This is a genomic window from Pseudomonas sp. GM49 (assembly GCF_000282355.1).
Lineage (GTDB): Bacteria > Pseudomonadota > Gammaproteobacteria > Pseudomonadales > Pseudomonadaceae > Aquipseudomonas.
In genome coordinates this window covers 38,656-58,873 of the sequence record NZ_AKJL01000073.1, presented here as the reverse complement: position 1 = coordinate 58,873, position 20,218 = coordinate 38,656, and the positions used below count along the sequence as shown (strand labels likewise).

General features: G+C 59.8%; 19 protein-coding genes. 7 read left to right on the top strand and 12 right to left on the bottom strand.

The window, feature by feature from the left end; translation table 11 throughout:
- Window positions 1-25 precede the first annotated feature (25 nt).
- Window positions 26-538, top strand: coding sequence for a dihydrofolate reductase (locus PMI29_RS22435; protein ID WP_007995496.1), 513 nt, complete (start codon window positions 26-28; stop codon window positions 536-538).
- 130 nt (window positions 539-668) lie between these two features.
- Here the strand turns inward: PMI29_RS22435 and PMI29_RS22440 are convergent, their stop codons facing one another.
- A complete protein-coding gene (locus PMI29_RS22440) occupies window positions 669-2,060 on the bottom strand; it encodes an L-cystine transporter (RefSeq protein ID WP_007995495.1) in 1,392 nt (463 codons plus the stop codon).
- Window positions 2,061-2,300: 240 nt separating this feature from the next.
- Here PMI29_RS22440 and PMI29_RS22445 point away from each other — a divergent pair, with 240 nt between their 5' ends.
- On the top strand, window positions 2,301-3,356 hold the full coding sequence (locus PMI29_RS22445) for a hypothetical protein (RefSeq protein ID WP_007995494.1): 1,056 nt from the start codon (window positions 2,301-2,303) through the stop codon (window positions 3,354-3,356).
- Between the two features lie 477 nt (window positions 3,357-3,833).
- A complete protein-coding gene (locus PMI29_RS22450) occupies window positions 3,834-4,121 on the top strand; it encodes a DUF6124 family protein (protein ID WP_007995493.1) in 288 nt (95 codons plus the stop codon).
- 181 nt (window positions 4,122-4,302) lie between these two features.
- Here PMI29_RS22450 and ilvD read toward each other — a convergent pair whose 3' ends face one another.
- The 4 genes from ilvD to PMI29_RS22470 all read right to left on the bottom strand — a co-directional run bounded on the left by ilvD (window position 4,303) and on the right by PMI29_RS22470 (window position 9,782).
- Entirely contained in the window at window positions 4,303-6,144 is a 1,842-nt protein-coding gene (gene ilvD, locus PMI29_RS22455) for a dihydroxy-acid dehydratase (protein WP_007995492.1), read from the bottom strand.
- A gap of 361 nt (window positions 6,145-6,505) precedes the next feature.
- Window positions 6,506-6,964, bottom strand: a complete 459-nt coding sequence (locus PMI29_RS22460) for an REP-associated tyrosine transposase (RefSeq protein WP_007995491.1) — start codon at window positions 6,962-6,964, stop codon at window positions 6,506-6,508.
- Window positions 6,965-7,156: 192 nt separating this feature from the next.
- Window positions 7,157-8,353 carry an MFS transporter gene (locus tag PMI29_RS22465; RefSeq protein ID WP_007995490.1) on the bottom strand — a complete coding sequence of 399 codons (1,197 nt, stop codon included), beginning with the start codon at window positions 8,351-8,353 and terminating at the stop codon, window positions 7,157-7,159.
- 232 nt (window positions 8,354-8,585) lie between these two features.
- Entirely contained in the window at window positions 8,586-9,782 is a 1,197-nt protein-coding gene (locus PMI29_RS22470; protein ID WP_007995488.1) for a class I SAM-dependent rRNA methyltransferase, read from the bottom strand.
- 153 nt (window positions 9,783-9,935) lie between these two features.
- Here PMI29_RS22470 and PMI29_RS22475 point away from each other — a divergent pair, with 153 nt between their 5' ends.
- Together PMI29_RS22475 and mutM are read left to right on the top strand one after the other, a co-directional pair.
- The gene (locus PMI29_RS22475; RefSeq protein ID WP_007995487.1) at window positions 9,936-10,805 is read left to right on the top strand and encodes an HDOD domain-containing protein; all 870 of its coding nucleotides are present in this window, start codon (window positions 9,936-9,938) and stop codon (window positions 10,803-10,805) included.
- A 42-nt stretch (window positions 10,806-10,847) separates the two neighbouring features.
- Complete coding sequence (gene mutM, locus PMI29_RS22480; protein WP_007995486.1) at window positions 10,848-11,660, top strand: bifunctional DNA-formamidopyrimidine glycosylase/DNA-(apurinic or apyrimidinic site) lyase; 813 nt, start codon at window positions 10,848-10,850, stop codon at window positions 11,658-11,660.
- 135 nt (window positions 11,661-11,795) lie between these two features.
- Here the strand turns inward: mutM and PMI29_RS22485 are convergent, their stop codons facing one another.
- The 5 genes from PMI29_RS22485 to PMI29_RS22505 all read right to left on the bottom strand — a co-directional run bounded on the left by PMI29_RS22485 (window position 11,796) and on the right by PMI29_RS22505 (window position 16,519).
- On the bottom strand, window positions 11,796-12,047 hold the full coding sequence (locus PMI29_RS22485) for a YfhL family 4Fe-4S dicluster ferredoxin (protein WP_003195146.1): 252 nt from the start codon (window positions 12,045-12,047) through the stop codon (window positions 11,796-11,798).
- A 198-nt stretch (window positions 12,048-12,245) separates the two neighbouring features.
- The gene (gene coaD, locus PMI29_RS22490) at window positions 12,246-12,725 is read right to left on the bottom strand and encodes a pantetheine-phosphate adenylyltransferase (RefSeq protein WP_007995484.1); all 480 of its coding nucleotides are present in this window, start codon (window positions 12,723-12,725) and stop codon (window positions 12,246-12,248) included.
- Between the two features lie 115 nt (window positions 12,726-12,840).
- Entirely contained in the window at window positions 12,841-14,436 is a 1,596-nt protein-coding gene (locus tag PMI29_RS22495; protein WP_007995483.1) for a GMC family oxidoreductase, read from the bottom strand.
- 78 nt (window positions 14,437-14,514) lie between these two features.
- On the bottom strand, window positions 14,515-15,060 hold the full coding sequence (locus tag PMI29_RS22500; protein WP_007995482.1) for a hypothetical protein: 546 nt from the start codon (window positions 15,058-15,060) through the stop codon (window positions 14,515-14,517).
- A gap of 28 nt (window positions 15,061-15,088) precedes the next feature.
- Window positions 15,089-16,519 (bottom strand): coniferyl aldehyde dehydrogenase, encoded by a 1,431-nt coding sequence (locus PMI29_RS22505; RefSeq protein WP_007995481.1) that lies wholly within the window; start codon window positions 16,517-16,519, stop codon window positions 15,089-15,091.
- A gap of 146 nt (window positions 16,520-16,665) precedes the next feature.
- Here PMI29_RS22505 and PMI29_RS22510 point away from each other — a divergent pair, with 146 nt between their 5' ends.
- Together PMI29_RS22510 and PMI29_RS22515 are read left to right on the top strand one after the other, a co-directional pair.
- Window positions 16,666-17,337 carry a TetR/AcrR family transcriptional regulator gene (locus PMI29_RS22510; RefSeq protein WP_007995480.1) on the top strand — a complete coding sequence of 224 codons (672 nt, stop codon included), beginning with the start codon at window positions 16,666-16,668 and terminating at the stop codon, window positions 17,335-17,337.
- A 32-nt stretch (window positions 17,338-17,369) separates the two neighbouring features.
- On the top strand, window positions 17,370-18,224 hold the full coding sequence (locus tag PMI29_RS22515; RefSeq protein WP_007995479.1) for a sulfurtransferase: 855 nt from the start codon (window positions 17,370-17,372) through the stop codon (window positions 18,222-18,224).
- A 131-nt stretch (window positions 18,225-18,355) separates the two neighbouring features.
- Here PMI29_RS22515 and PMI29_RS22520 read toward each other — a convergent pair whose 3' ends face one another.
- Together PMI29_RS22520 and PMI29_RS22525 are read right to left on the bottom strand one after the other, a co-directional pair.
- The gene (locus PMI29_RS22520) at window positions 18,356-19,195 is read right to left on the bottom strand and encodes an AraC family transcriptional regulator (protein WP_007995478.1); all 840 of its coding nucleotides are present in this window, start codon (window positions 19,193-19,195) and stop codon (window positions 18,356-18,358) included.
- Window positions 19,196-19,198: 3 nt separating this feature from the next.
- On the bottom strand, window positions 19,199-20,194 hold the full coding sequence (locus PMI29_RS22525) for a hydrolase (protein WP_007995477.1): 996 nt from the start codon (window positions 20,192-20,194) through the stop codon (window positions 19,199-19,201).
- Between the last annotated feature and the right edge of the window lie 24 nt (window positions 20,195-20,218).

The window sequence follows — 20,218 nt, the reverse complement described above, 5'->3', positions numbered from 1 at the left end:
GCGAGGCTCTGGTATCCTCACCGGCATGACTAAATCACTCCCCCTCAGCCTGATCGCAGCCCTCGGTGAAAACCGTGTGATCGGCGTCGACAACAGCATGCCCTGGCACCTGCCGGGGGACTTCAAATATTTCAAGGCAACCACCCTCGGCAAGCCGATCATCATGGGTCGCAAGACCTGGGATTCCCTCGGTCGCCCGCTACCGGGCCGCTTGAACATAGTGGTCAGCCGTCAGGCGGATCTGCTGCTCGAAGGCGCGGAGGTTTATCCATCGCTGGAAGCCGCCGTCGCTCGCGCCGAAGCATGGGCGAAGGAACAGGGCGTCGATGAGTTGATGCTGATTGGCGGTGCGCAGTTGTATGCGCAAGGGCTGGCGCAGGCTGATCGTTTGTACCTGACCCGCGTGGCGCTGAGCCCGGAAGGGGATGCATGGTTTCCGGAGTTTGATTTGAACCAGTGGAAACTGGTGTCGAATGTGCCGAACCCGGCCGAAGGCGACAAACCGGCGTACAACTTCGAAGTGTGGGAAAAAGCCTAAAAGCATCGTCGGATCGCCGCCCGGAGCAAGCTCGCTCCCACAGTGTTTTGAGGTGAATCACAAATTGTGTGAACACCACAGATCCCTGTGGGAGCGAGCTTGCTCGCGATAGCGGTCTGTCAGGCGCCGATTAAGCCTGCGCCAACGCCGAATGCTCATCCGCATCCAGCAGCGCCTTATCGGTCTGCTGCATCACCTGGCTGGTAATCGCACCGGCCGTCATCGAACCACTCACGTTCAACGCCGTACGCCCCATATCAATCAGCGGCTCGACCGAAATCAGCAACGCCACCAGTGACACCGGCAAGCCCATCGCCGGCAGCACGATCAACGCGGCAAACGTCGCGCCGCCACCCACGCCGGCCACCCCGGCCGAACTCAGTGTGACAATCGCCACCAGCGTCGCGATCCACAGCGGGTCCAGCGGATTGATACCCACGGTCGGCGCAACCATCACTGCCAACATCGCCGGGTACAGACCGGCACAACCGTTCTGGCCAATGGTCGCGCCGAACGAGGCGGCGAAACTGGCGATGGACTGCGGAATGCCCAGACGGCTGGTTTGCGCTTCGATGCTCAAAGGGATCGTCGCTGCGCTGGAGCGGCTGGTGAAGGCAAACGTCAGCACCGGCCAGACCTTGCGGAAGAACCGCAGCGGATTGATCCCGGCAACCGACACCAGCACGCCATGCACCACAAACATCAGGCCCAGGCCGATGTAGGACACCACCACGAAACTGCCGAGCTTGATGATGTCTTGCAGGTTGGAACCGGCGACCACTTTGGTCATCAGCGCCAATACGCCGTACGGGGTCAGTTTCATCACCAGGCGCACCAGGCGCATCACCCAGGCTTGCAGGGTGTCGATGGCGTTGATCACTTTCTGACCTTTCTCGGCATCATCCTTGAGCAGTTGCAGCGCCGCGACACCCAGGAACGCAGCGAAAATCACCACGCTGATGATCGACGTCGGCTTGGCCCGCGCCAGGTCGGCGAACGGGTTTTGCGGAATAAACGACAGCAGCAACTGCGGCACATTCAGGTCGGCGACCTTGCCGGCGTAATCGGTCTGGATGGTTTGCAGGCGAGCCATTTCCTGGGTGCCGGCAACCAGGCCTTCGGCGGTCAGGCCGAACAGGTTGGTCAGGCCGATGCCGATCAACGCCGCGATGGCCGTGGTGAACAGCAGCGTGCCGATGGTCAGGAAGCTGATCTTGCCCAAGGACGAAGCGTTATGCAGGCGGGCCACCGCACTGAGGATCGAGGCGAACACCAGCGGGATCACGATCATTTGCAGCAATTGCACATAACCATTGCCCACCAGATCGAACCAGCCGATCGAGGCTTTCAGCACCGGATTGCCGGCACCGTAGACAGTGTGCAACGCCACACCGAACGCCACGCCCAACACCAGCGCGAGCAGGACTTTTTTCGCCAGGCTCCATGTAGTGTGACGGGTTTGTGCCAGGCCGAAGAGCAGGGCGAGGAACACCAGCAGATTGAGGATCAGGGGCAGATTCATGAAGACTCCGATAAGACTTGTGCCGGTTGCACCCTTGGGCAACCGCGAACCGGCAAGCCTAACAGCTTGAAAACTAATGAATTAATATCAAAAACGCAGGGTGTCCGTCGTTTTTGGAATAAGCGGATGTCGCTGTCAGAAATGCAACTGGCGCGAAAGGGACGCGGACGGTCGCTGACAGACGAGGACTGTCACACTTATTTGTTAGCGTCGATGTCTTTCATTCAGGGAGAAGCGCTAATGAAGTTCGCACCGAAGTTTCTGGCAGCAGCACTTTGCCTCGGCCTCGCCGGCCAGGTGCTTGCAACGGATCTGAAACACTGGCCCGTCGATCAGGCCAAGGCGCTGGACGCGATGATCGCGGCCAACGCCAACAAGGGTAACTACGCGGTGTTCGACATGGACAACACCAGCTACCGCTACGACCTCGAAGAGTCGCTGCTGCCGTTCATGGAGAACAAGGGCCTGATCACCCGCGACAAGCTCGATCCCTCCCTGAAACTGATGCCGTTCAAGGACACCGCCGACCATAAGGAAAGTCTGTTCAGCTACTACTACCGCCTCTGCGAAGTCGACGACATGGTTTGCTATCCATGGGTCGCCCAAGTGTTCTCAGGCTTTACCCTCAAGGAACTCAAAGGCTACGTCGACGAGATGATGGCGTCCGGCAAACCGGTGCCGGCCACTTATTACGAAGGCGACGTGGTCAAGAAACTCGACGTCAACCCACCGAAGATCTTCACCGGCCAGCAAGAGCTGTACAACAAGCTGATGGAGAACGGCATCGAGGTCTACGTGATGACCGCCGCCTCCGAAGAACTGGTGCGCATGGTCGCGGCCGATCCGAAGTACGGCTACAACGTCAAACCACAGAACGTGATCGGCGTATCGCTGCTGCTCAAGGACCCGAAGACTGGCGAGCTGACCACCGCGCGCAAGCAGGTCACGGCTGGCAAATATGACGAGAAGGCCAACCTCGGCCTGGAACTGACCCCGTACCTGTGGACCCCGGCAACCTGGATGGCGGGCAAGCACGCGGCGATCCTGACTTACATCGATGAGTGGAAAAAACCGGTGCTGGTCGGCGGCGACACCCCAAGCAGCGACGGCTACATGCTGTTCCACAGTGTTGACGTGGCCAAGGGCGGCATCCACCTGTGGGTCAACCGCAAGGACAAGTACATGACCCAGATCAACGGCATGATGGCCAAGAACGCCGCAGCCCAGGCCAAGGAAGGGCTGACGGTGACTGCCGACAAGAACTGGGTGATCGTCAAGCCTGAAGAGATTCAATAAGACCGAGTCGCCTCCATCGCGAGCAAGCTCGCTCCCACAAAGATCTCGGGTGAAACACAGACTGTGTGAACACCGAAGATCCCCTGTGGGAGCGAGCTTGCTCGCGATGAGGCCAGTCGGTGCAATGAAAGCCTCTGTCTGATCGACATCTCCTGACAGTCACAACCTACGCATTCTTGCGTAAGGGACTACGACTACGCCAGAATCCGCCGGCTTGTGCGCCTTACTCTCGGACTCTACCGTCTACCTGTCGCTGAACATCAGTGATCGGGTTTGGTAGCCCGGCTGTGTAGGGTGCAAAGCATCATGATTTGCAGACGTTCTTGCGTCTCTGCTTTTTATGGTGGTCATGCACAGGGCGCTTTCGGGCGCGCCGGTTTCCTTACACCCCGGTCTACCAACCTGCGCATGGCCGCCACCCTTCGTTTGGTAGCGAGGGTGATGGCTCCTTGTCTTATGGTGTAAGGAGTTTTATCTATGCTCAAAATTACCCCCGATCCCCCAAATACCGACAACCTGTCAGCCCACATCAACGCCACCCCGCGCAAACCCAGCCGAACATTCGTCATCGCACCGGGCCTCGACACCGAAACCCTGTTGGCCCACGCCTGCGAATCCCTCGCCTCGGCCAATGTCATGGCCAGCGATTTCGCCGGACTGCTGGAAGGCTCGCAACGCAGCACGATGCTGGGGATCGCGCAGGTCATCATGCTGGGTGAGCTGGCGGTGAACCAGGCACTCGATAACCTCGATCCGCAGGACTAGCGGATGCGCTGTTTATTGTAGGAGCGAGCTTGCTCGCGATGGTCGTAAACGATGACGCGTACTTTCTGATTTAACGCGTCGTCCTTGCGACCATCGCGAGCAAGCTCGCTCCTACAGTGGATCGATGCAAACAAAAATGCCCCGCACTTGGCGGGGCATTTTTATGTTCGAAGCTTGAAGCTTACAGCCCGTCAAGCATCGCCTTGTTACGCACAGCACCCTTGTCGGCGCTGGTCGCCAGCAGGGCGTAGGCTTTCAGTGCGGTGGTCACTTTACGTGGACGCACCTCAACCGGTTTCCAGCCTTTCTTGTCCTGCTCGACCCGGCGAGTGGCCAGTTCTTCGTCGCTGACCAACAGGTTGATCGAGCGATTCGGAATGTCGATCAGCACCTTGTCGCCGTCCTGCACCAGGCCGATCGCGCCGCCGGCAGCCGCTTCAGGCGAAGCGTGGCCGATGGACAGGCCCGAGGTGCCGCCGGAGAAACGGCCGTCGGTGAGCAGGGCGCAGGCTTTGCCCAGGCCTTTGGATTTCAGGTACGACGTCGGGTACAGCATTTCCTGCATGCCCGGGCCGCCTTTCGGGCCTTCGTAGCGAATGATGACGATGTCGCCTTCCTTCACTTCGTCGGCGAGGATGCCGCGTACGGCGCTGTCCTGGCTTTCGAAGATCTTCGCGTTGCCTTCGAAGACGTGGATCGACTCGTCGACGCCAGCGGTTTTCACCACGCAGCCGTCCAGGGCGATGTTGCCGTAGAGCACGGCCAGGCCGCCTTCTTTCGAGTAAGCGTGCTCGACACTGCGGATGCAGCCGTTTTCACGGTCGTCGTCCAGGGTTTCCCAACGGGTCGACTGGCTGAACGCGGTTTGCGTCGGGATGCCCGCAGGACCGGCCTTGAAGAAGTGGTGCACGGCTTCGTCGGTGGTCTGGGTGATGTCCCACTTGGCGATGGCTTCTTCCATGCTGCGGCTGTGCACGGTCGGCAGCTGGGTGTGCAGCAGACCGCCACGGGCCAGCGAACCGAGGATGCTGAAGATCCCGCCGGCACGGTGCACATCTTCCATGTGGTATTTCTGGATGTTCGGCGCGACCTTGCACAGTTGCGGCACGTGACGGGACAGACGGTCGATGTCGCGCAGGTCGAAATCGATCTCGGCTTCCTGGGCGGCGGCCAGCAAGTGCAGGATGGTGTTGGTGGAACCGCCCATGGCGATGTCCAGGGTCATGGCGTTTTCGAACGCCTGGAAGTTGGCGATGTTGCGCGGCAACACCGACTCGTCGTTCTCGCCGTAGTAGCGCTTGCACAGCTCGACGATGGTGCGGCCGGCCTGCAGGAACAGTTGTTCGCGGTCGCTGTGGGTGGCCAGGGTCGAACCGTTGCCCGGCAATGCCAGCCCCAGCGCTTCGACCAGGCAGTTCATCGAGTTGGCGGTGAACATGCCGGAGCACGAACCGCAGGTCGGGCAGGCGCTGCGCTCGTACTCAGCGACTTTCTCGTCAGAAGCGCTGGAGTCGGCGGCGATCACCATGGCGTCGACCAGGTCGAGGCCGTGGGAGGCGAGTTTGGTCTTGCCGGCTTCCATCGGACCGCCGGAAACGAAGATCACCGGGATGTTCAGGCGCAGGGACGCCATCAGCATGCCGGGGGTGATCTTGTCGCAGTTGGAAATGCACACGATCGCGTCGGCGCAGTGGGCGTTGACCATGTACTCGACGGAGTCGGCAATGATCTCGCGGCTCGGCAGCGAATACAGCATGCCGTCGTGGCCCATGGCGATGCCGTCATCGACCGCGATGGTGTTGAATTCTTTTGCCACGCCACCAGCGCGTTCGATTTCGCGGGCGACGAGTTGGCCCAGGTCTTTCAGGTGCACGTGGCCCGGTACGAACTGGGTGAACGAGTTGGCAATGGCGATGATCGGCTTCTTGAAATCGTCATCTTTCATCCCCGTGGCGCGCCACAGTGCGCGGGCACCGGCCATGTTGCGGCCGTGGGTGGATGTTTTCGAGCGGTAATCAGGCATGAAGCACTCCGGGCGGCTAATCAGGTATCAAAAGGGAAGTGAGCTTCTATTGACGTCTGGAACACTCAGAAATGGCCGCGTGTCCGGAAGTTGCCGATAACTTTGCGGGATCGCCGCGCGCTTCAGCTTGAGCTCATAAACCCGCCGGGGATGACTGGCGATGAATGTTCGCGATTCTACACGGCTGGCGGCTGGAGGGAATGCCTGCAAACCTGGAGGCGGCGCTTACGAGACGTGCGGGCGCGTTTTCTGTAGGAGCGAGCCTGCTCGCGATAAACCTGAGAGCGCCGCGGGGTACCAGGTTTCCCGCGTTATCGTTGACGACCATCGCGATCAGGCTCGCTCCTACAGGGAATACGTATTAGAGCCAGATGGCATCCCACAGCGAGTAATCACCTACATGAGCGACAAGCCCGGCGCGCAATGGGTTGGCGATGATGTATCGGGCGGCTGCTTTCAAATCTTCCTCGCGACGCAAGGCCCGGTCGAAGTAACCCTTTTGCCATACAGGTGCACACAGGCTTCGCTGCTGATTGATGTGTCGTGCACAGCGGGATTTGGTGGCTTGCATCAGTTTTGGCAGATCACCGTTATGCAGTTCCACCAGCCAATGAAAGTGGTCCGGCATGACCACCCAGGCTATAGAAGTGGCATTTCCGGTTTCCTGAGCTTTTCTGAATTCCTGCACCACCAGACGACCCATGCGCCAATCGTTGAAGATCGGTTGCCGTTCATGGGTGACCGCGGTCAGGAGATAGATGCGACCAGGCTCTGAATGACGACCGGTACGTAAATTATGGGCTTTCGGCGTGTTGGACATTCCGTTGTCCTCTTCTGAGATGTGAAGAGAAACGATAGGTACGCAATGGGTGCTTGTCGCAGTGACAGTGGTTCTGGATATGTCATGTAAATGTAGGAGCGAGCTTGCTCGCGATGGACCCGAGAGCGCCGCGGGGTACCAGGCTACCCGCGTTATCGTTGGCGACCGTCGCGAGCAAGCTCGCTCCTACAGTCAGTGCCCTATCCTGGCATTCGTCAGCAACCCCCAAAGGCTGAAGGCGATGAAGCCAACAGCAATGGTCATCAGCAAATTGTGCCCGGTTTGTGCGAGCGCAGCGCTGCTGACCGCGGCGGTGACGAACATAATGCTATTGCCTGCAGATGCTGCCGTTCCGGCGCTGCTTGAGAACAGCAACATTGCTGCGGAAATTGCGGCAGGTCGCACAAGGGTGACTGCCAGAGCACTGATCAGCATCGGTATGAGCAGGGTGATAGTTGTCATCAATTCATAATTGACGATCAATGCTAACAACACACCGGCGGCACCCAGCAATCCGAGCCCGATGTTGATTTGCAGCGTGAGGGAGATGTGTTTCTGCACGGTGCTGGCAACTACTCCACCAAGGAAATAAGCCAACCCATACACCATAAGCACCAGCGCGTACTGGTATTCGGATAACTTGAACTCATCCATGAAAATCAGCGGCGTCACGCTGATCAATGCGAAATAACAGGCAAACACTAACGCGGCAATCCACCAGTAGCGGATGAAGTCTCGACTTCCAACAATGGAATTCAGCGTGCGTAGAGCGGAAACCGGTGTTCTTTGATGGCTGACTGCTTTGGAGGGCAGTATTACTTGGGCATGGATAAACATGCCGAGCGCCATGAGCGCAAAACCATAAAAACTTCCCTGCCAATCGAACGTGGTTTGCAACCATGATCCCAATAACGGCGACAGTGCAACAAAGGAGCCGCTCAGTGTCATGTAATAAATTCGCACTCGGGCGCGATCCTGTTCTTCGAACAAGTCCTCCACCAGTGCATGACCCAGCACAAAGAAACCACACCCGATTGCCTGGATGACGCGAAACAATAGGAAGCTCAGGTAGTCCGTAGCCAGCACGCACCCTATCGAGCCGAGCGTAGAAACAACGATGCACCCAAGAAGAACTTCCTTGCGGCCCCACTTATCCGAGAGCGGGCCAGTTATTAATTGAGAAATCGCAAAAACCAGCGTGAACAGGCTGGTTGATAGGGCGATTTCTGCGGTTGAAGTGTTGAATTCCCCGGCCAAGGCAGGAAAAGAAGGCAGGAGGATATTCAGCGGGAAAAAACTGATCAACGAGATGTTGGTAATGAGGATAAAGCGGGAGGCCCGTTTGCGTTTCAGGTCGCTACTTAGAGCTGGGTAAGAGGACTCAGACATTGTTTTTGTTTTCCTGAGTGATCAAGCGTTCGTGCTTGAAACCAGAAACCGATACTAGTCTGGGACGCAGGGAGTTCAATCAAAAGCGCTGTAGGAGGCTTCCTGTTTTGATGCCGGGAACCTCTGTAGGAGCGAGCCTGCTCGCGATGGACCCGAGAACACCGCGGGGCACCAGGCTTCCCACGTTATCGTTTACGACCATCGCGAGCTCGCTCCTACATTGGTTTGCGTTTTAGCTGTTTGGCAGCAAGCGGCAAGTAATGCTCTTGATGTAGCGGGTTTCAGCAATCGCAGGGTGCACCGGATGATCCGGCCCCTGGCCGCCACGTTCCAGCATCTGGATATTGCGGTCCAGGTGGCGGGCGCTGGTGAGCAGGATGTTCTGCAGGTCGTCTTCCGGCAGGTGCATCGAGCACGATGCACTGACCAGGATGCCGTCCTTGGTCAGAAGGCGCATGGCTTGCTCGTTCAGGCGGCGGTAGGCGCCTTCGCCGTTCTTCATGTCTTTTTTGCGTTTGATGAACGCCGGCGGGTCGGCCACGATCACGTCGAAGCGTTCTTCGCTGGCTTTCAGCTCTTTCAGTGCTTCGAACACGTCGCCTTCGATGCAGGTCATTTTCTCGGCGAAACCGTTCAGTGCGGCGTTGCGCTCGACACCGTCGAGTGCGAAAGCCGACGCGTCGACGCAGAACACTTCACTGGCGCCGAACGCAGCAGCCTGCACGCCCCAACCGCCGATGTAGCTGTACAGGTCCAGAACGCGCTTGCCTTTGGCGTACGGTGCCAGGCGTGCGCGGTTCATGCGGTGGTCGTAGAACCAGCCGGTTTTCTGGCCCTGGATGACCGGTGCTTCGAATTTCACGCCGTTTTCTTCCAGCGCGACCCACTCCGGCACCAGGCCGAACACGGTTTCGACGTAGCGGTTAAGGCCTTCGGCATCACGGGCAGCGGAGTCGTTCTTGAACAGGATGCCGCTCGGCTTGAGCACTTGGGTCAGCGCTGCAATCACGTCGTCTTTATGGGCTTCCATGGTCGCCGAGGCGATCTGCACCACGAGGATGTCGCCGAAACGGTCAACCACCAAGCCTGGCAGCAGGTCGGAGTCGCCGTAGACCAGGCGATAGAACGGCTTGTCGAACAGGCGATCGCGCAACGACAGGGCCACGTTCAGGCGGTGTACCAGCAGCGATTTGTCCAGCGGCAGCTTGATGTCGCGCGACAGTACACGGGCGCAGATCAGGTTGTTCGGGCTCATGGCAACGATGCCCAGCGGCTTGCCGCCGGCGGCTTCGAGGATCGCCTGGTCGCCGGCCTTGAAACCGTGCAAAGGCGTAGCGGCTACATCGATTTCGTTGCTGTAGACCCACAAGTGACCGTTGCGCAGACGACGGTCGGCGTTGGCTTTGAGGCGCAGGCTAGGCAGGGACATGTCGTCGCTCCGGAAAAAAGAGCGGGAGTATAGCGTGTTGAGCCCCCGGATTGGCCTGCAAGTGGACATGTGGCGAGTGTTGTCTTGCGATTTGGTATGTCGGATCCAACTTCATAAAGGTTAGAATCGCCGTCTGACCCAGAGTGTGTGCACATGTCCCAAGAGCTGACTTCCGAACAGATCCAACAAGCCCTGCAGGGCATCAGCGTACCGGCCCAGCCGCAGATCATGGTGGATTTGCAGATGGAGCAGTACATGCCCGACCCGGATCTGGAAGTCATTGCCAAGCTGATATCCCAGGATCCGGGCCTTTCCGGTTCCCTGCTGAAGATCGTCAATTCGCCGTATTACGGGCTGAGCAACAAGATTGCCTCGATCCAGCGTGCGGTGAATCTGCTGGGCAGCCGCTCGGTCATCAACCTGATCAATGCGATGTCGATCAAGGGCGAGATGAATGACGACACCATTGTCACCCTGAACCGTTTCTGGGACACCGCTCAGGACGTGGCGATGACCTGCCTGACCCTGGCCAAGCGCATCGGCGTTGAAAATGGCGACGAGGCGTATGCCCTGGGCTTGTTCCACGACTGCGGCGTGCCCTTGATGCTCCAGCGTTTCCCGGACTACATGGGCGTTCTGGAGCAGGCCTATGCCAACGCCAGTACCGAATGCCGGGTGGTGGACACGGAGAACCTGGTGTTCAATACCAATCATTCGGTGGTCGGGTATTTCACGGCCAAGTCCTGGCGCCTGCCGGAACACGTGAGCGCCGCGATCGCCAATCACCACAATGCTTTGGCGATATTCAGCGATGAATCTTCGCGCAACAGTGCGTTGAAGAACCTGCTGGCGATCCTGAAGATGGCCGAGCACATTTGTGCGTCGTACCGGGTGTTGGGCAATCAGACCGAAGATCACGAGTGGAACAGTATCGCGCCGCTGGTGCTCGACTATGTCGGCCTCTCGGACTACGACTTCGAGACCCTCAAACAGACGATCCGCGACCTCGGCACTCATCGTTGAGTGCCGGACCTTTCCAGGCCATGCGCCTGATCCGAGAGCGCCATGCCTGAATTGCCAGAAGTCGAAACCACCCGTCGCGGCATCGCGCCGTACCTGGAAGGCCAGCGTGTCAGCCGGGTGATCGTGCGTGAGCGCCGCTTGCGCTGGCCAATTCCCGAAGACCTCGATGTGCGCTTGTCCGGGCAGCGCATCGTGCTGGTGGAGCGGCGCGCCAAGTACCTGCTGATCAATGCCGAAGTCGGCACCTTGATCAGCCATTTGGGCATGTCAGGCAATTTGCGTCTGGTGGAGGCCGGGTTGCCGGCGGCCAAGCATGAGCATGTGGACATCGAGCTGGAGTCGGGCCTGGCCCTGCGTTACACCGACCCGCGACGTTTCGGCGCAATGCTCTGGAGTCTCGATCCGCTCAATCACGAATTGCTGATCCGCCTGGGACCTGAGCCGCTGACCGACCTGTTCGACGGCGAGCGCCTGTTCCAGCAGTCCCGTGGACGTTCGATGGCGGTCAAGCCGTTCATCATGGATAACGCGGTGGTGGTGGGCGTCGGCAATATCTATGCGACCGAAGCGTTGTTCGCCGCTGGAATCGACCCGCGCCGCGAAGCCAAGAGCATTTCCCGTGCGCGGTATTTGAAACTGGCCATCGAGATCAAGCGCATCCTGGCGGCCGCCATCGAGCGCGGCGGTACCACGCTGCGGGACTTTATCGGCGGTGACGGTCAGCCTGGTTATTTCCAGCAGGAACTGTTCGTGTACGGCCGCGGCGGCGAACACTGCAAGGTCTGTGGCACGGGGCTGCGGGAAGTGAAGCTCGGGCAGCGTGCCAGCGTCTTTTGCCCGCGTTGTCAGAGCTGATAGTCAGTCATAGCTTCAGTGAGGCTGATGACGCCTTCGCGAGCAAGCTCGCTCCCACAGGGGATTTGTGAACGGCGCAGATCTAATGTGGGAGCGAGCTTGCTCGCGATGACGCCCGAAAGAACGCTACAACATTCAAGCCTTGCCGGTAATTTTCCGGTACTTCTCCATCAACTGCTCTTCAGTCTCCGGATGAGCTTCGTCCAGTGGAATGCAATCCACCGGGCAGACTTGCTGGCACTGCGGTTCGTCGTAGTGGCCGACGCACTGGGTGCACAGGTTCGGGTCGATCACGTAGATCTCTTCGCCTTGGGAAATGGCGGCGTTCGGGCACTCGGGCTCGCAGACGTCGCAGTTGATGCAATCGTCGGTGATGATCAGGGACATGCTAACTCCAGCCGGGGCGGCAGGCCCGGGCGCAATAAACCAATGCGTACAATTGTGCCGCATTGGCGCCCGTGTTGCACGCAGGTGCGACGCACTGTAGGAGCCAGCTTGCTGGCGATGGACAAGAGGGCGCCGCGTTTATTCAGGTGGCCCTCGTTATCGTTGACGTTCATCGCGAGCGAGCTCGCTCCTACAGGGTTATTTCTTGAAGCGTTCGGTCAGGGCGTCGGCCACCGCAGGATGCACGAACTTGGTGATATCGCCGCCCAGGGCAGCAATTTCACGGACCAGCGTCGAGGAAATGAACGAGTAACGTTCGGACGGGGTCAGGAACAGGCTTTCCACATCCGGCGCGAGTTGGCGGTTCATGTTGGCCAGCTGGAATTCGTATTCGAAGTCCGACACCGCGCGCAAACCACGCAGGAACACGTTGGCATTCTGCTCTTTGGCGAAGTGCGCCAGCAGCGTCGAGAAGCCGACGACTTCAACGTTCGGCAGGTGTTTAGTGACCTCGCGCGCCAGTTCCACACGCTGTTCCATGGGAAACAACGGGTTTTTCTTGGGGCTGGCGGCGACGGCGATGATCACGTGATCGAACAGGCGCGAGGCGCGTTCGACCAGATCGCCATGGCCCTTGGTAATAGGGTCGAAGGTACCTGGGTACAACACTCGGTTCATCGCGTCGTCCTGGCGGGAATCCGTTGGGGAGTCGGATGGTATCGCAGCCTTCCCGGTCGGCCAAGTCGCCTGTTGGGTAAGAAAGCACTATAGACGATGGGAATAATCGCTATTTTCATGGATTTTTTAAACGCTCGGCCAGGGATGTCGCCAGTTGCGCCGTCAGCCCGTAGACCGATAGCTGCGGATTGGCGCCAATGCTGGTGGGGAACAGCGAGCCGTCGTGAATCGACAGATTGCCCAGTTGATGATGCCTGCCGAGGCTGTCGGTCACCGCTTTTGTCGGGTCTTCACCCATGGCACAACCGCCCATCACATGGGCACTGCCCAGGCGTGTGCGGTACAGCTCCAGGCTCAGGCCGTCGATCAGCGTGCGGGCTTCGGTGAGGGTTTTCACGTAACGGGCGTCGGCGTGCATCGGCATGACGGCCTTGGCGCCACCGGCAAACTGGATCTCAGCCATGCTGTGGAATGCCCGGCGTAAGCCATCCCAGGCGTATGGTGATAGCTGATAATCCAGCACTGGCGTGTCATCGCTGCGCAATTGAACGCTGCCACCGGGGCTGTCCGGGTGAAAACCGTCCCGGAGCAACGCCAGCATGGCGTGGGTATGGGGCAGATTGGCCATGTGCTGTGAGTTTTCCTGGCCGAAACCACCGAGCAACGTCGTGGCCAGCGCCGGGTGCAGGGGCGGGACTTCCAGTTTGTAGGACATCTTGCCGGTGGTGCCGTCCTGCCACTGGAAATGGTCAGAATAGATCGACTGCGGCGCGCCGTAGAACGGGTTGACCACTTCGTCGAACAACGCAGCGGACATGTTCACCGGGTGCAGGAACGTGCGTTTCCCCAGGCTTTTGTGCGGGTCAGGCGCACCGGAACGCATCAGCAAGGCCGGGCTGTTGATGCCACCACCGGCCAGCACGAAATGCCGCGCCTTGACCGTGATGGTGCGCCCGGTCGGCGCGACGCAGCGTTCATCCATCGCCGAACATTGCAGGCCCGTGATCTTGTCGCCGCTGATCGTGAGTTTTTCGGCGCGGGCCAGGTAAAGCAGCTCGCCGCCTTTTTCCAGGGTCGCCGGAATGGTGGTGACCATCATCGATTGCTTGGCGTTGGTCGGGCAACCCATGCCGCAGTAGCCGAGGTTCCAGCAGCCGCGAACGTTGCGCGGGATGACATGCCAGCTGTAGCCCAGCTCCTGGCAACCCTTGCGGATCACATCATTGTTGGCGTTGGGCGGCACCATCCACGGCGCGACGCCCAGACGCTGTTCCATTTTCTCGAACCACGGCGCCATTTCCGCCGGGCTGTGGCCCTTGACGTTGTGTTCTTTGGCCCAGTGTTCCAGGGTCGGCTCCGGGGTGCGGAAACTGGAGGTCCAGTTGATCAGCGTGGTGCCGCCCACCGCCCGGCCCTGGAGGATGGTGATCGCGCCGTCCTTGCTCATGCGGCCGATGCCTTCCTGATAGAGGCTGCTGTAGGCCTGGTCTTCGAGCATCTTGAAGTCGCTGCTGGTCTTGAGTGGGCCTTCCTCGATCAGCAGCACCTTGTAGCCGGCCGCGCTGAGGATTTCGGCGGTGGTGCCGCCGCCGGCACCGCTGCCGATGATCGCCACGTCCGCTTCGAGTGTCAGGTCCTGGGTCAGTTGCGAGCCGTTGCAGGTTTTCCAGCCTCGGGCCATGCCTTCGCGGAACGGATCGGGTACGGGCATCTTCGGGTTCTCTTTTTATTATTGAGGTACACGGTCAAGTGTGGGAGCGAGCTTGCTCGCGATGGGGTCGACTCGATTTCAGACCGTTGGCGGCCCGGGATACCCGCAATGCGCCCACGATTCCTTGCGGCCGTACCAGGCCATCATCACCAGTTGCAGCAAGGAACTGTGACCCATGCGCAACAGGCTCAACGAGCTGTTTTCCCAGCGGTTCAGAAACAGCCGGATATCGTCGGCGCTGGCGTTTTCCCAACTGCCCCAGATCCCGGTCAACGGTCCGCGGGTCACGGCCATGCCCAGCACATCGAAAAGTTGCCGGGTCAACTTGAGCATTTCCGGCGACAGGTGGGCGAGGTTGTAATCCAGGCTTTCAAGCGTGCCCTCGACAGCCTTGGGCATCCGTTCGGGGGTTACGGCACCGTCGAGCATGACCGGGATCAACGCCCGCAAAAACAGCAGATCGCCGCTGCGTAACGTGGTGAAACCACTGGCCGGGACACTTGACGAACAGCCGCTGAGGCTGGCGCCCAACCCTGCAGTGGCAAGAAAGGCGGTGGCGCCGAGGCTGAATTTAAGCAGACCGCGCCGTGACAGCGCGGGTGAATCGGACAGGCTTGGGTTCATTATTGTTATTACCCGACGGTGATGATCGTTAGCGGATGAACAGCTTCTGGATCAGCTTCTGGATGGATTTGCCGTACGGCGGGTAGATCAGTTTCGCCGCGTTGAACCGCTGTTTGATCAGCACGCCCTTGGCCTTGCTGAAGGTCAGGAAACCTTCATGGCCATGGTAGTGGCCCATGCCCGAGGCACCGATGCCGCCGAACGGCATGTCGTCCTGGGCGACGTGCAGCAGCGTGTCGTTCAGGCACACGCCACCGGAATGGGTTTCGTGCAGCACGCGCTGTTGTTCGCGCTTGTCGTAGCCGAAGTAATACAGCGCCAGTGGGCGCGGGCGCTGGTTGATGTAGGCAAACGCCTGATCCAGATCCTTGTACGGCACGATCGGCAGCAGCGGCCCGAAGATCTCGTCCTGCATCACCGTCATGTCGTCAGTGACATTGAGCAGCAGGCTATGGCTCATGCGGCGGCCCTGGCCCTGGTCGAACAGTGGCATCAGCAGCGCACCTTTGCTGGTGGCGTCGCTGATATAGCCGTTGAGGCGTGCCAGTTGTCGTTCATTGATGATCGCGGTGTAGTCCGGGTTGTCGGCCAGCGTCGGATAAAAGCCGCAAACAGCCGTGCGATAGGCCTCGACGAAGCCTCCGACGCGATCCTCCGGCACCAGTACATAATCCGGGGCCACGCAGGTCTGGCCAGCGTTCAAGGTCTTGCCGAAGGCGATGCGCTCGGCGGCGTCCTTGAGCGGCACGTCGCGGGAAACGATGGCCGGGGACTTGCCGCCCAGCTCCAGGGTTACCGGGGTCAGGTTTTCCGCGGCGGCGCGCATCACATGTCTGCCGATGCTGGTGGCACCGGTGAACAGCAGGTGATCGAACGGCAGGCGTGAAAACGCCACGCCCATATCGGCCTCGCCCAAGACCACGCAAACCAGGTCTTCGGGGAAGATGCGCGCCAGCAACTGCTTCATCAGCAAGCCGGTCGCGGGAGTCGATTCACTGAGCTTGAGCATCACCCGATTGCCCGCCGACAGCGCACCGACCAACGGACCGATGGCCAGGTACAGCGGGTAGTTCCACGGCACGATGATCCCGACCACGCCCAGCGGTTGGTAAACGACTTTGGCCGACGCTGGCTGGAATGCTGCGCCCACCTTGCGCCGCGAGGCTCGCATCCAGCCCTTGAGGTGTTTGCTGGCGTAATGGATGCCGTGCAGGCTAGGCATCAGCTCGGCGAGCAGGGTTTCATCGGCGCTGCGATGACTGAAGTCCTGGCTGATCGCATCGATCAGGGCCTGGCGTTCATTGTTCAACAAATCCTTTAGCGCCTTGAGCCATTGCAGGCGCTGCGCAGCCGGAGGCATCGGGTTGGCGGCGTAGGCGGCACGCTGAGCGTCGAACAGGGCCTGAAGCTCTTCCAGCGGCTGCTGTAGGTTCTGCAGGTAGGAAATTTCAGCAGTCATGGTCGGCTCCGGATTTATTGTAATGAGGCACTTTCTAGAGTTTATGCTCTATAAAGTCAAATGACATCCTGGAACAGCTTTGTTTTATCCGCTCGCGGATAGATCTAAGATGCCCGTCAACGCACTCTGAATTAAAGCTCAAGCCAATGGCCCCACGGATCAAAACCAGCGAGCGCATCGTGCAGAACAGCCTGGAGCTGTTCAATCAACAGGGCGAGCGCAGCATCAGCACCAACCACATTGCTGCCCATATGGAAATTTCCCCGGGCAACCTGTACTACCACTTCCCGAACAAGCAGGCGATCATCGCCGTGCTGTTCAGCGAGTACGAAAGCCTGGTGGACAGCTTCCTGCGCCCGCCCCAGGGCCGTGCCGCCACGGTGGAAGACAAGCGCTTCTACCTTAAGGAACTGCTGGCGGCGATGTGGCGCTACCGGTTTCTGCATCGCGATCTCGAACATTTGCTCGACAGCGATCCGGACCTGGCCGACCGCTATCGACGTTTTTCCCAGCGCTGTCTGATCCAGGGAGGGGCGATCTACGAAGGTTTTGTCGCCGCCGGTATCCTGAAGATGGACAAGGTGCAGATTGAATCCCTGACGCTCAATGCCTGGATCATCCTCACGTCCTGGGTGCGTTTCCTGTGCACCACGCGGGAGAACTCCAGCCACCTCAGCGAGCAAGCCATTAAACGCGGTGTTTATCAGGTACTGGTGCTGGAAGCCGGGTTCGTCACGGATCAGTCCCGCGATGCGGTCAATGCGTTGTTCGAAGAGTTTTACGTGCCCCTGGCCCAGGCACTGGAAGAAGTACAGTAGGATCAAGGCCGACTTAATCACAGGAGCCCGTTATGCCCATTGCGCAACTGATCAGCCCGCAAGCACTGGACCTGAAAAAGGACCAGCCGGGGCTGGTGATTCTGGATTGTCGTTTTGCCCTCGAAGACCCGGATTACGGTCAACGCAGCTATGCCGAAGGGCACATCGCCGGTTCGAGCTACGCCGACCTTGAGCGTGATCTGAGTGGCGCCGTGGTCAAGGGCGTGACCGGGCGTCATCCGTTACCCGAGCCGGCGCAGTTGATCGAGCGCCTGCAAGCCTTTGGCATCAACGTCGATAGTGAAGTGGTTCTGTATGACGACGGTCCGGGCGCCTATGCGGCGCGGGCCTGGTGGTTGCTGGCCTGGTTGGGCAAGCGCGACGGTGTGTTCATCCTCGATGGCGGCCTCAAGGCGTGGCACGCGGCTGGTTTGCCGCTGAGTCTGGATGCGCCTGCAATCACCCGTGGCTCCTTCACTGGCAGTCCTGACACGGCGTTGCTGATCAGTGCCGAGCAGCTGCAAAAGCGCCTCGCCCGGCCGGAGCTGACCCTGATTGATGCCCGCGCACTGCCGCGTTTCAAGGGTGAAGTGGAGCCGATCGATCCGGTTGCCGGGCACATTCCTGGCGCTCAATGTGCGGCGTTTACCGACAATCTGGGCAGCGACGGGCGCTTCCTCCCGGCCGATCAGCTCAAGCAGCGTTTCGCCGCAAAACTGGGCGATCGTTCGCCGAATGATCTGGTGGCGTACTGCGGTTCCGGCGTGACAGCGTGCCACAACCTGTTTGCGTTGTGCCTGGCCGGTTATCCGTTGGGTTCGTTGTATGCCGGGTCGTGGAGCGAGTGGATCAACGAGCCTGCGCGGGGCGTTGCCACCGGCGAATAAACGCCACATAACCCTGTGGGAGCGAGCTTGCTCGCGATGGGGCCATCACATTCAATATTGATGCTGATTGTTAAGCCGCCATCGCGAGCAAGCTCGCTCCCACAGGGATGGATGGTGTTTGTGAGATCTCGTTAAGCCTCGAGTCCCCGTTTTGCACTGCGATACGCTCCCGGTCCAACCCCATACACTTGCTTGAACTGCCGGCTCAGATGGCTCTGATCGGCAAACCCCAGTTGTGTCGCGACTTCCAGCGGGAGACAACCACTTTGCAGCAGCGCCCGGGCCCGGGCGATGCGCTGTTGCATCAACCAGGTGTGCGGCGGCATGCCGGTGGCCCGGCGGAACACCCGGGCGAAATGGAATGGCGAGAGATTGACCGCCGCCGCCAGCGCCTCCAGTGAGGGCGGAGCTGCCAGTTGTGCGTGCAGTAGTTCCTTGGCCAGGCTCACGGCCCGGTGTTCCTTGCCGGGTCTATCGGCCTCGGGCACCGCCGCATGACGCTGCAGCAGCGACAGCACCAGTTCGCGCCAGACCGTTTGTTGCTGCAATGCGGTGGCCGGGCTTTCCAGCAAGCGATGGAGTTGGCAGAAGCCGTTCACCAGATCCTGATCGCGATACAGCGTGGCACCGAAGGCCGGCAGGTGAAGGGTTGGCAGTTCGAGTTCGGCCAGCAGCGAGGTTATCTGCCCGCTGTCGGGATAAAACGCCCGGTAAAGCCAGCCATCCTCGGTGCCTTTGTGACCGGTGTGCAATTCATCGGGGTTGATCAGCACCAGCGTGCCGCTGCCCGCGAGGTGTTCGGCACCGCGATAGCGATAGCGCTGGGCACCGGCCATGATCATGCCGATCACATAGCCGTCATGCACATGGGGCGCGAAACGATGATCGATGTAGCGGGCGGACAATAACTCCACCCCGGCCAGTGGCGGGGTTTGCCAGAAGTGGATCGACTCGCCTTGATTTGCGCCCATGATTCAAGCGCGCCCTGTGGCGGCCAGCCACTCGGGGATGCGCCGCTCAAGGTAGTAACCGGGTTGCCTGAGCGTGCCGTCGACGAAGCCGACATGCCCGCCCTTGGCCTGCAGTTCGAATTGCGTGCACGTGGACAACTCATCGACATGCGGCAGGCTGTGGGGAAACACGAAGGGGTCGTCGGCGGCCTGTATCATCAAGGTTGGCGTGCGAATTTCGCCGAGGAAGTAGCGGCTCGAGGCGCGGCGATAATAATCCTCGGCATCGACAAAGCCGTTCAGCGGCGCGGTAACCCGGCCATCGAAATCCCAGAACGTGCGCATGTTTTCCAGCGAGCCAAGCGCGGCCAATGCGGCCAGGCCATCCTCGCGTCCATCATGCTGGAACTGGCGCTGCTTGTTCTTGATGTAGGCGACCATCTCGCGCATGAAATGCGCCTGATAGACCTTTGAGAAACCCTGGTCGATGCGGTCGGCGCAATGGTCCAGGCGGAACGGCACCGACACCGCCACGGCGCCCATCAAGTCGCTATCGCTGCCGGTCTCGCCCAAATGCTTGAGCAGGATATTGCCGCCCAGTGAGTAACCCACTGCATACAGTGGCGCGAGAGGTCGTTTGGCCCGCAAGTGCCTGATGGTTTCAGCAAGGTCTTCGCTGGCACCGGAATGGTAGCTGCGCGGCAACAGGTTGGGTTCGCCCGAACAACCGCGCCAGTTCAGCGCGACGCTGGCCCAGCCTCGGTCGCCCAGGGCTTTTTGCATACCGGCCACGTAAGGCGAATTCGACGAGCCGGTGAGCCCGTGCAACACCAACACCAACGGTGCGTCGGCGCTGTGCGGGCCGTGCCAGTCGAGGTCGAGAAAGTCGCCATCCTCAAGCCACAAGCGTTCTCGCTCGCGTTCGATGTGCACGGTTTTTCGCCACAGCGGCCCCCACAAGGTTTGCAAGTGCGGATTGCTGAGGCCGAAGGCGGGGGTGAAGGACGGCCGTTGGGACATTGCGGGGTGCCGGTGCACAGCTAT

Excerpts from the sequence above, each read along its gene's own strand:
- PMI29_RS22510 (WP_007995480.1), top strand. The coding sequence starts at position 16,666 with ATGGCCCCACGGATCAAAACCAGCGAGCGCATCGTGCAGAACAGCCTG.
- PMI29_RS22440 (WP_007995495.1), bottom strand. The coding sequence starts at position 2,060 with ATGAATCTGCCCCTGATCCTCAATCTGCTGGTGTTCCTCGCCCTGCTC.
- PMI29_RS22460 (WP_007995491.1), bottom strand. The coding sequence starts at position 6,964 with ATGTCCAACACGCCGAAAGCCCATAATTTACGTACCGGTCGTCATTCA.
- ilvD (WP_007995492.1), bottom strand. The coding sequence starts at position 6,144 with ATGCCTGATTACCGCTCGAAAACATCCACCCACGGCCGCAACATGGCC.
- PMI29_RS22445 (WP_007995494.1), top strand. The coding sequence starts at position 2,301 with ATGAAGTTCGCACCGAAGTTTCTGGCAGCAGCACTTTGCCTCGGCCTC.
- PMI29_RS22435 (WP_007995496.1), top strand. The coding sequence starts at position 26 with ATGACTAAATCACTCCCCCTCAGCCTGATCGCAGCCCTCGGTGAAAAC.
- PMI29_RS22500 (WP_007995482.1), bottom strand. The coding sequence starts at position 15,060 with ATGAACCCAAGCCTGTCCGATTCACCCGCGCTGTCACGGCGCGGTCTG.
- PMI29_RS22485 (WP_003195146.1), bottom strand. The coding sequence starts at position 12,047 with ATGTCCCTGATCATCACCGACGATTGCATCAACTGCGACGTCTGCGAG.
- PMI29_RS22505 (WP_007995481.1), bottom strand. The coding sequence starts at position 16,519 with ATGACTGCTGAAATTTCCTACCTGCAGAACCTACAGCAGCCGCTGGAA.
- PMI29_RS22470 (WP_007995488.1), bottom strand. The coding sequence starts at position 9,782 with ATGTCCCTGCCTAGCCTGCGCCTCAAAGCCAACGCCGACCGTCGTCTG.
- PMI29_RS22465 (WP_007995490.1), bottom strand. The coding sequence starts at position 8,353 with ATGTCTGAGTCCTCTTACCCAGCTCTAAGTAGCGACCTGAAACGCAAA.
- PMI29_RS22520 (WP_007995478.1), bottom strand. The coding sequence starts at position 19,195 with ATGGGCGCAAATCAAGGCGAGTCGATCCACTTCTGGCAAACCCCGCCA.
- PMI29_RS22525 (WP_007995477.1), bottom strand. The coding sequence starts at position 20,194 with ATGTCCCAACGGCCGTCCTTCACCCCCGCCTTCGGCCTCAGCAATCCG.
- PMI29_RS22495 (WP_007995483.1), bottom strand. The coding sequence starts at position 14,436 with ATGCCCGTACCCGATCCGTTCCGCGAAGGCATGGCCCGAGGCTGGAAA.
- PMI29_RS22475 (WP_007995487.1), top strand. The coding sequence starts at position 9,936 with ATGTCCCAAGAGCTGACTTCCGAACAGATCCAACAAGCCCTGCAGGGC.
- mutM (WP_007995486.1), top strand. The coding sequence starts at position 10,848 with ATGCCTGAATTGCCAGAAGTCGAAACCACCCGTCGCGGCATCGCGCCG.
- PMI29_RS22450 (WP_007995493.1), top strand. The coding sequence starts at position 3,834 with ATGCTCAAAATTACCCCCGATCCCCCAAATACCGACAACCTGTCAGCC.
- PMI29_RS22515 (WP_007995479.1), top strand. The coding sequence starts at position 17,370 with ATGCCCATTGCGCAACTGATCAGCCCGCAAGCACTGGACCTGAAAAAG.
- coaD (WP_007995484.1), bottom strand. The coding sequence starts at position 12,725 with ATGAACCGAGTGTTGTACCCAGGTACCTTCGACCCTATTACCAAGGGC.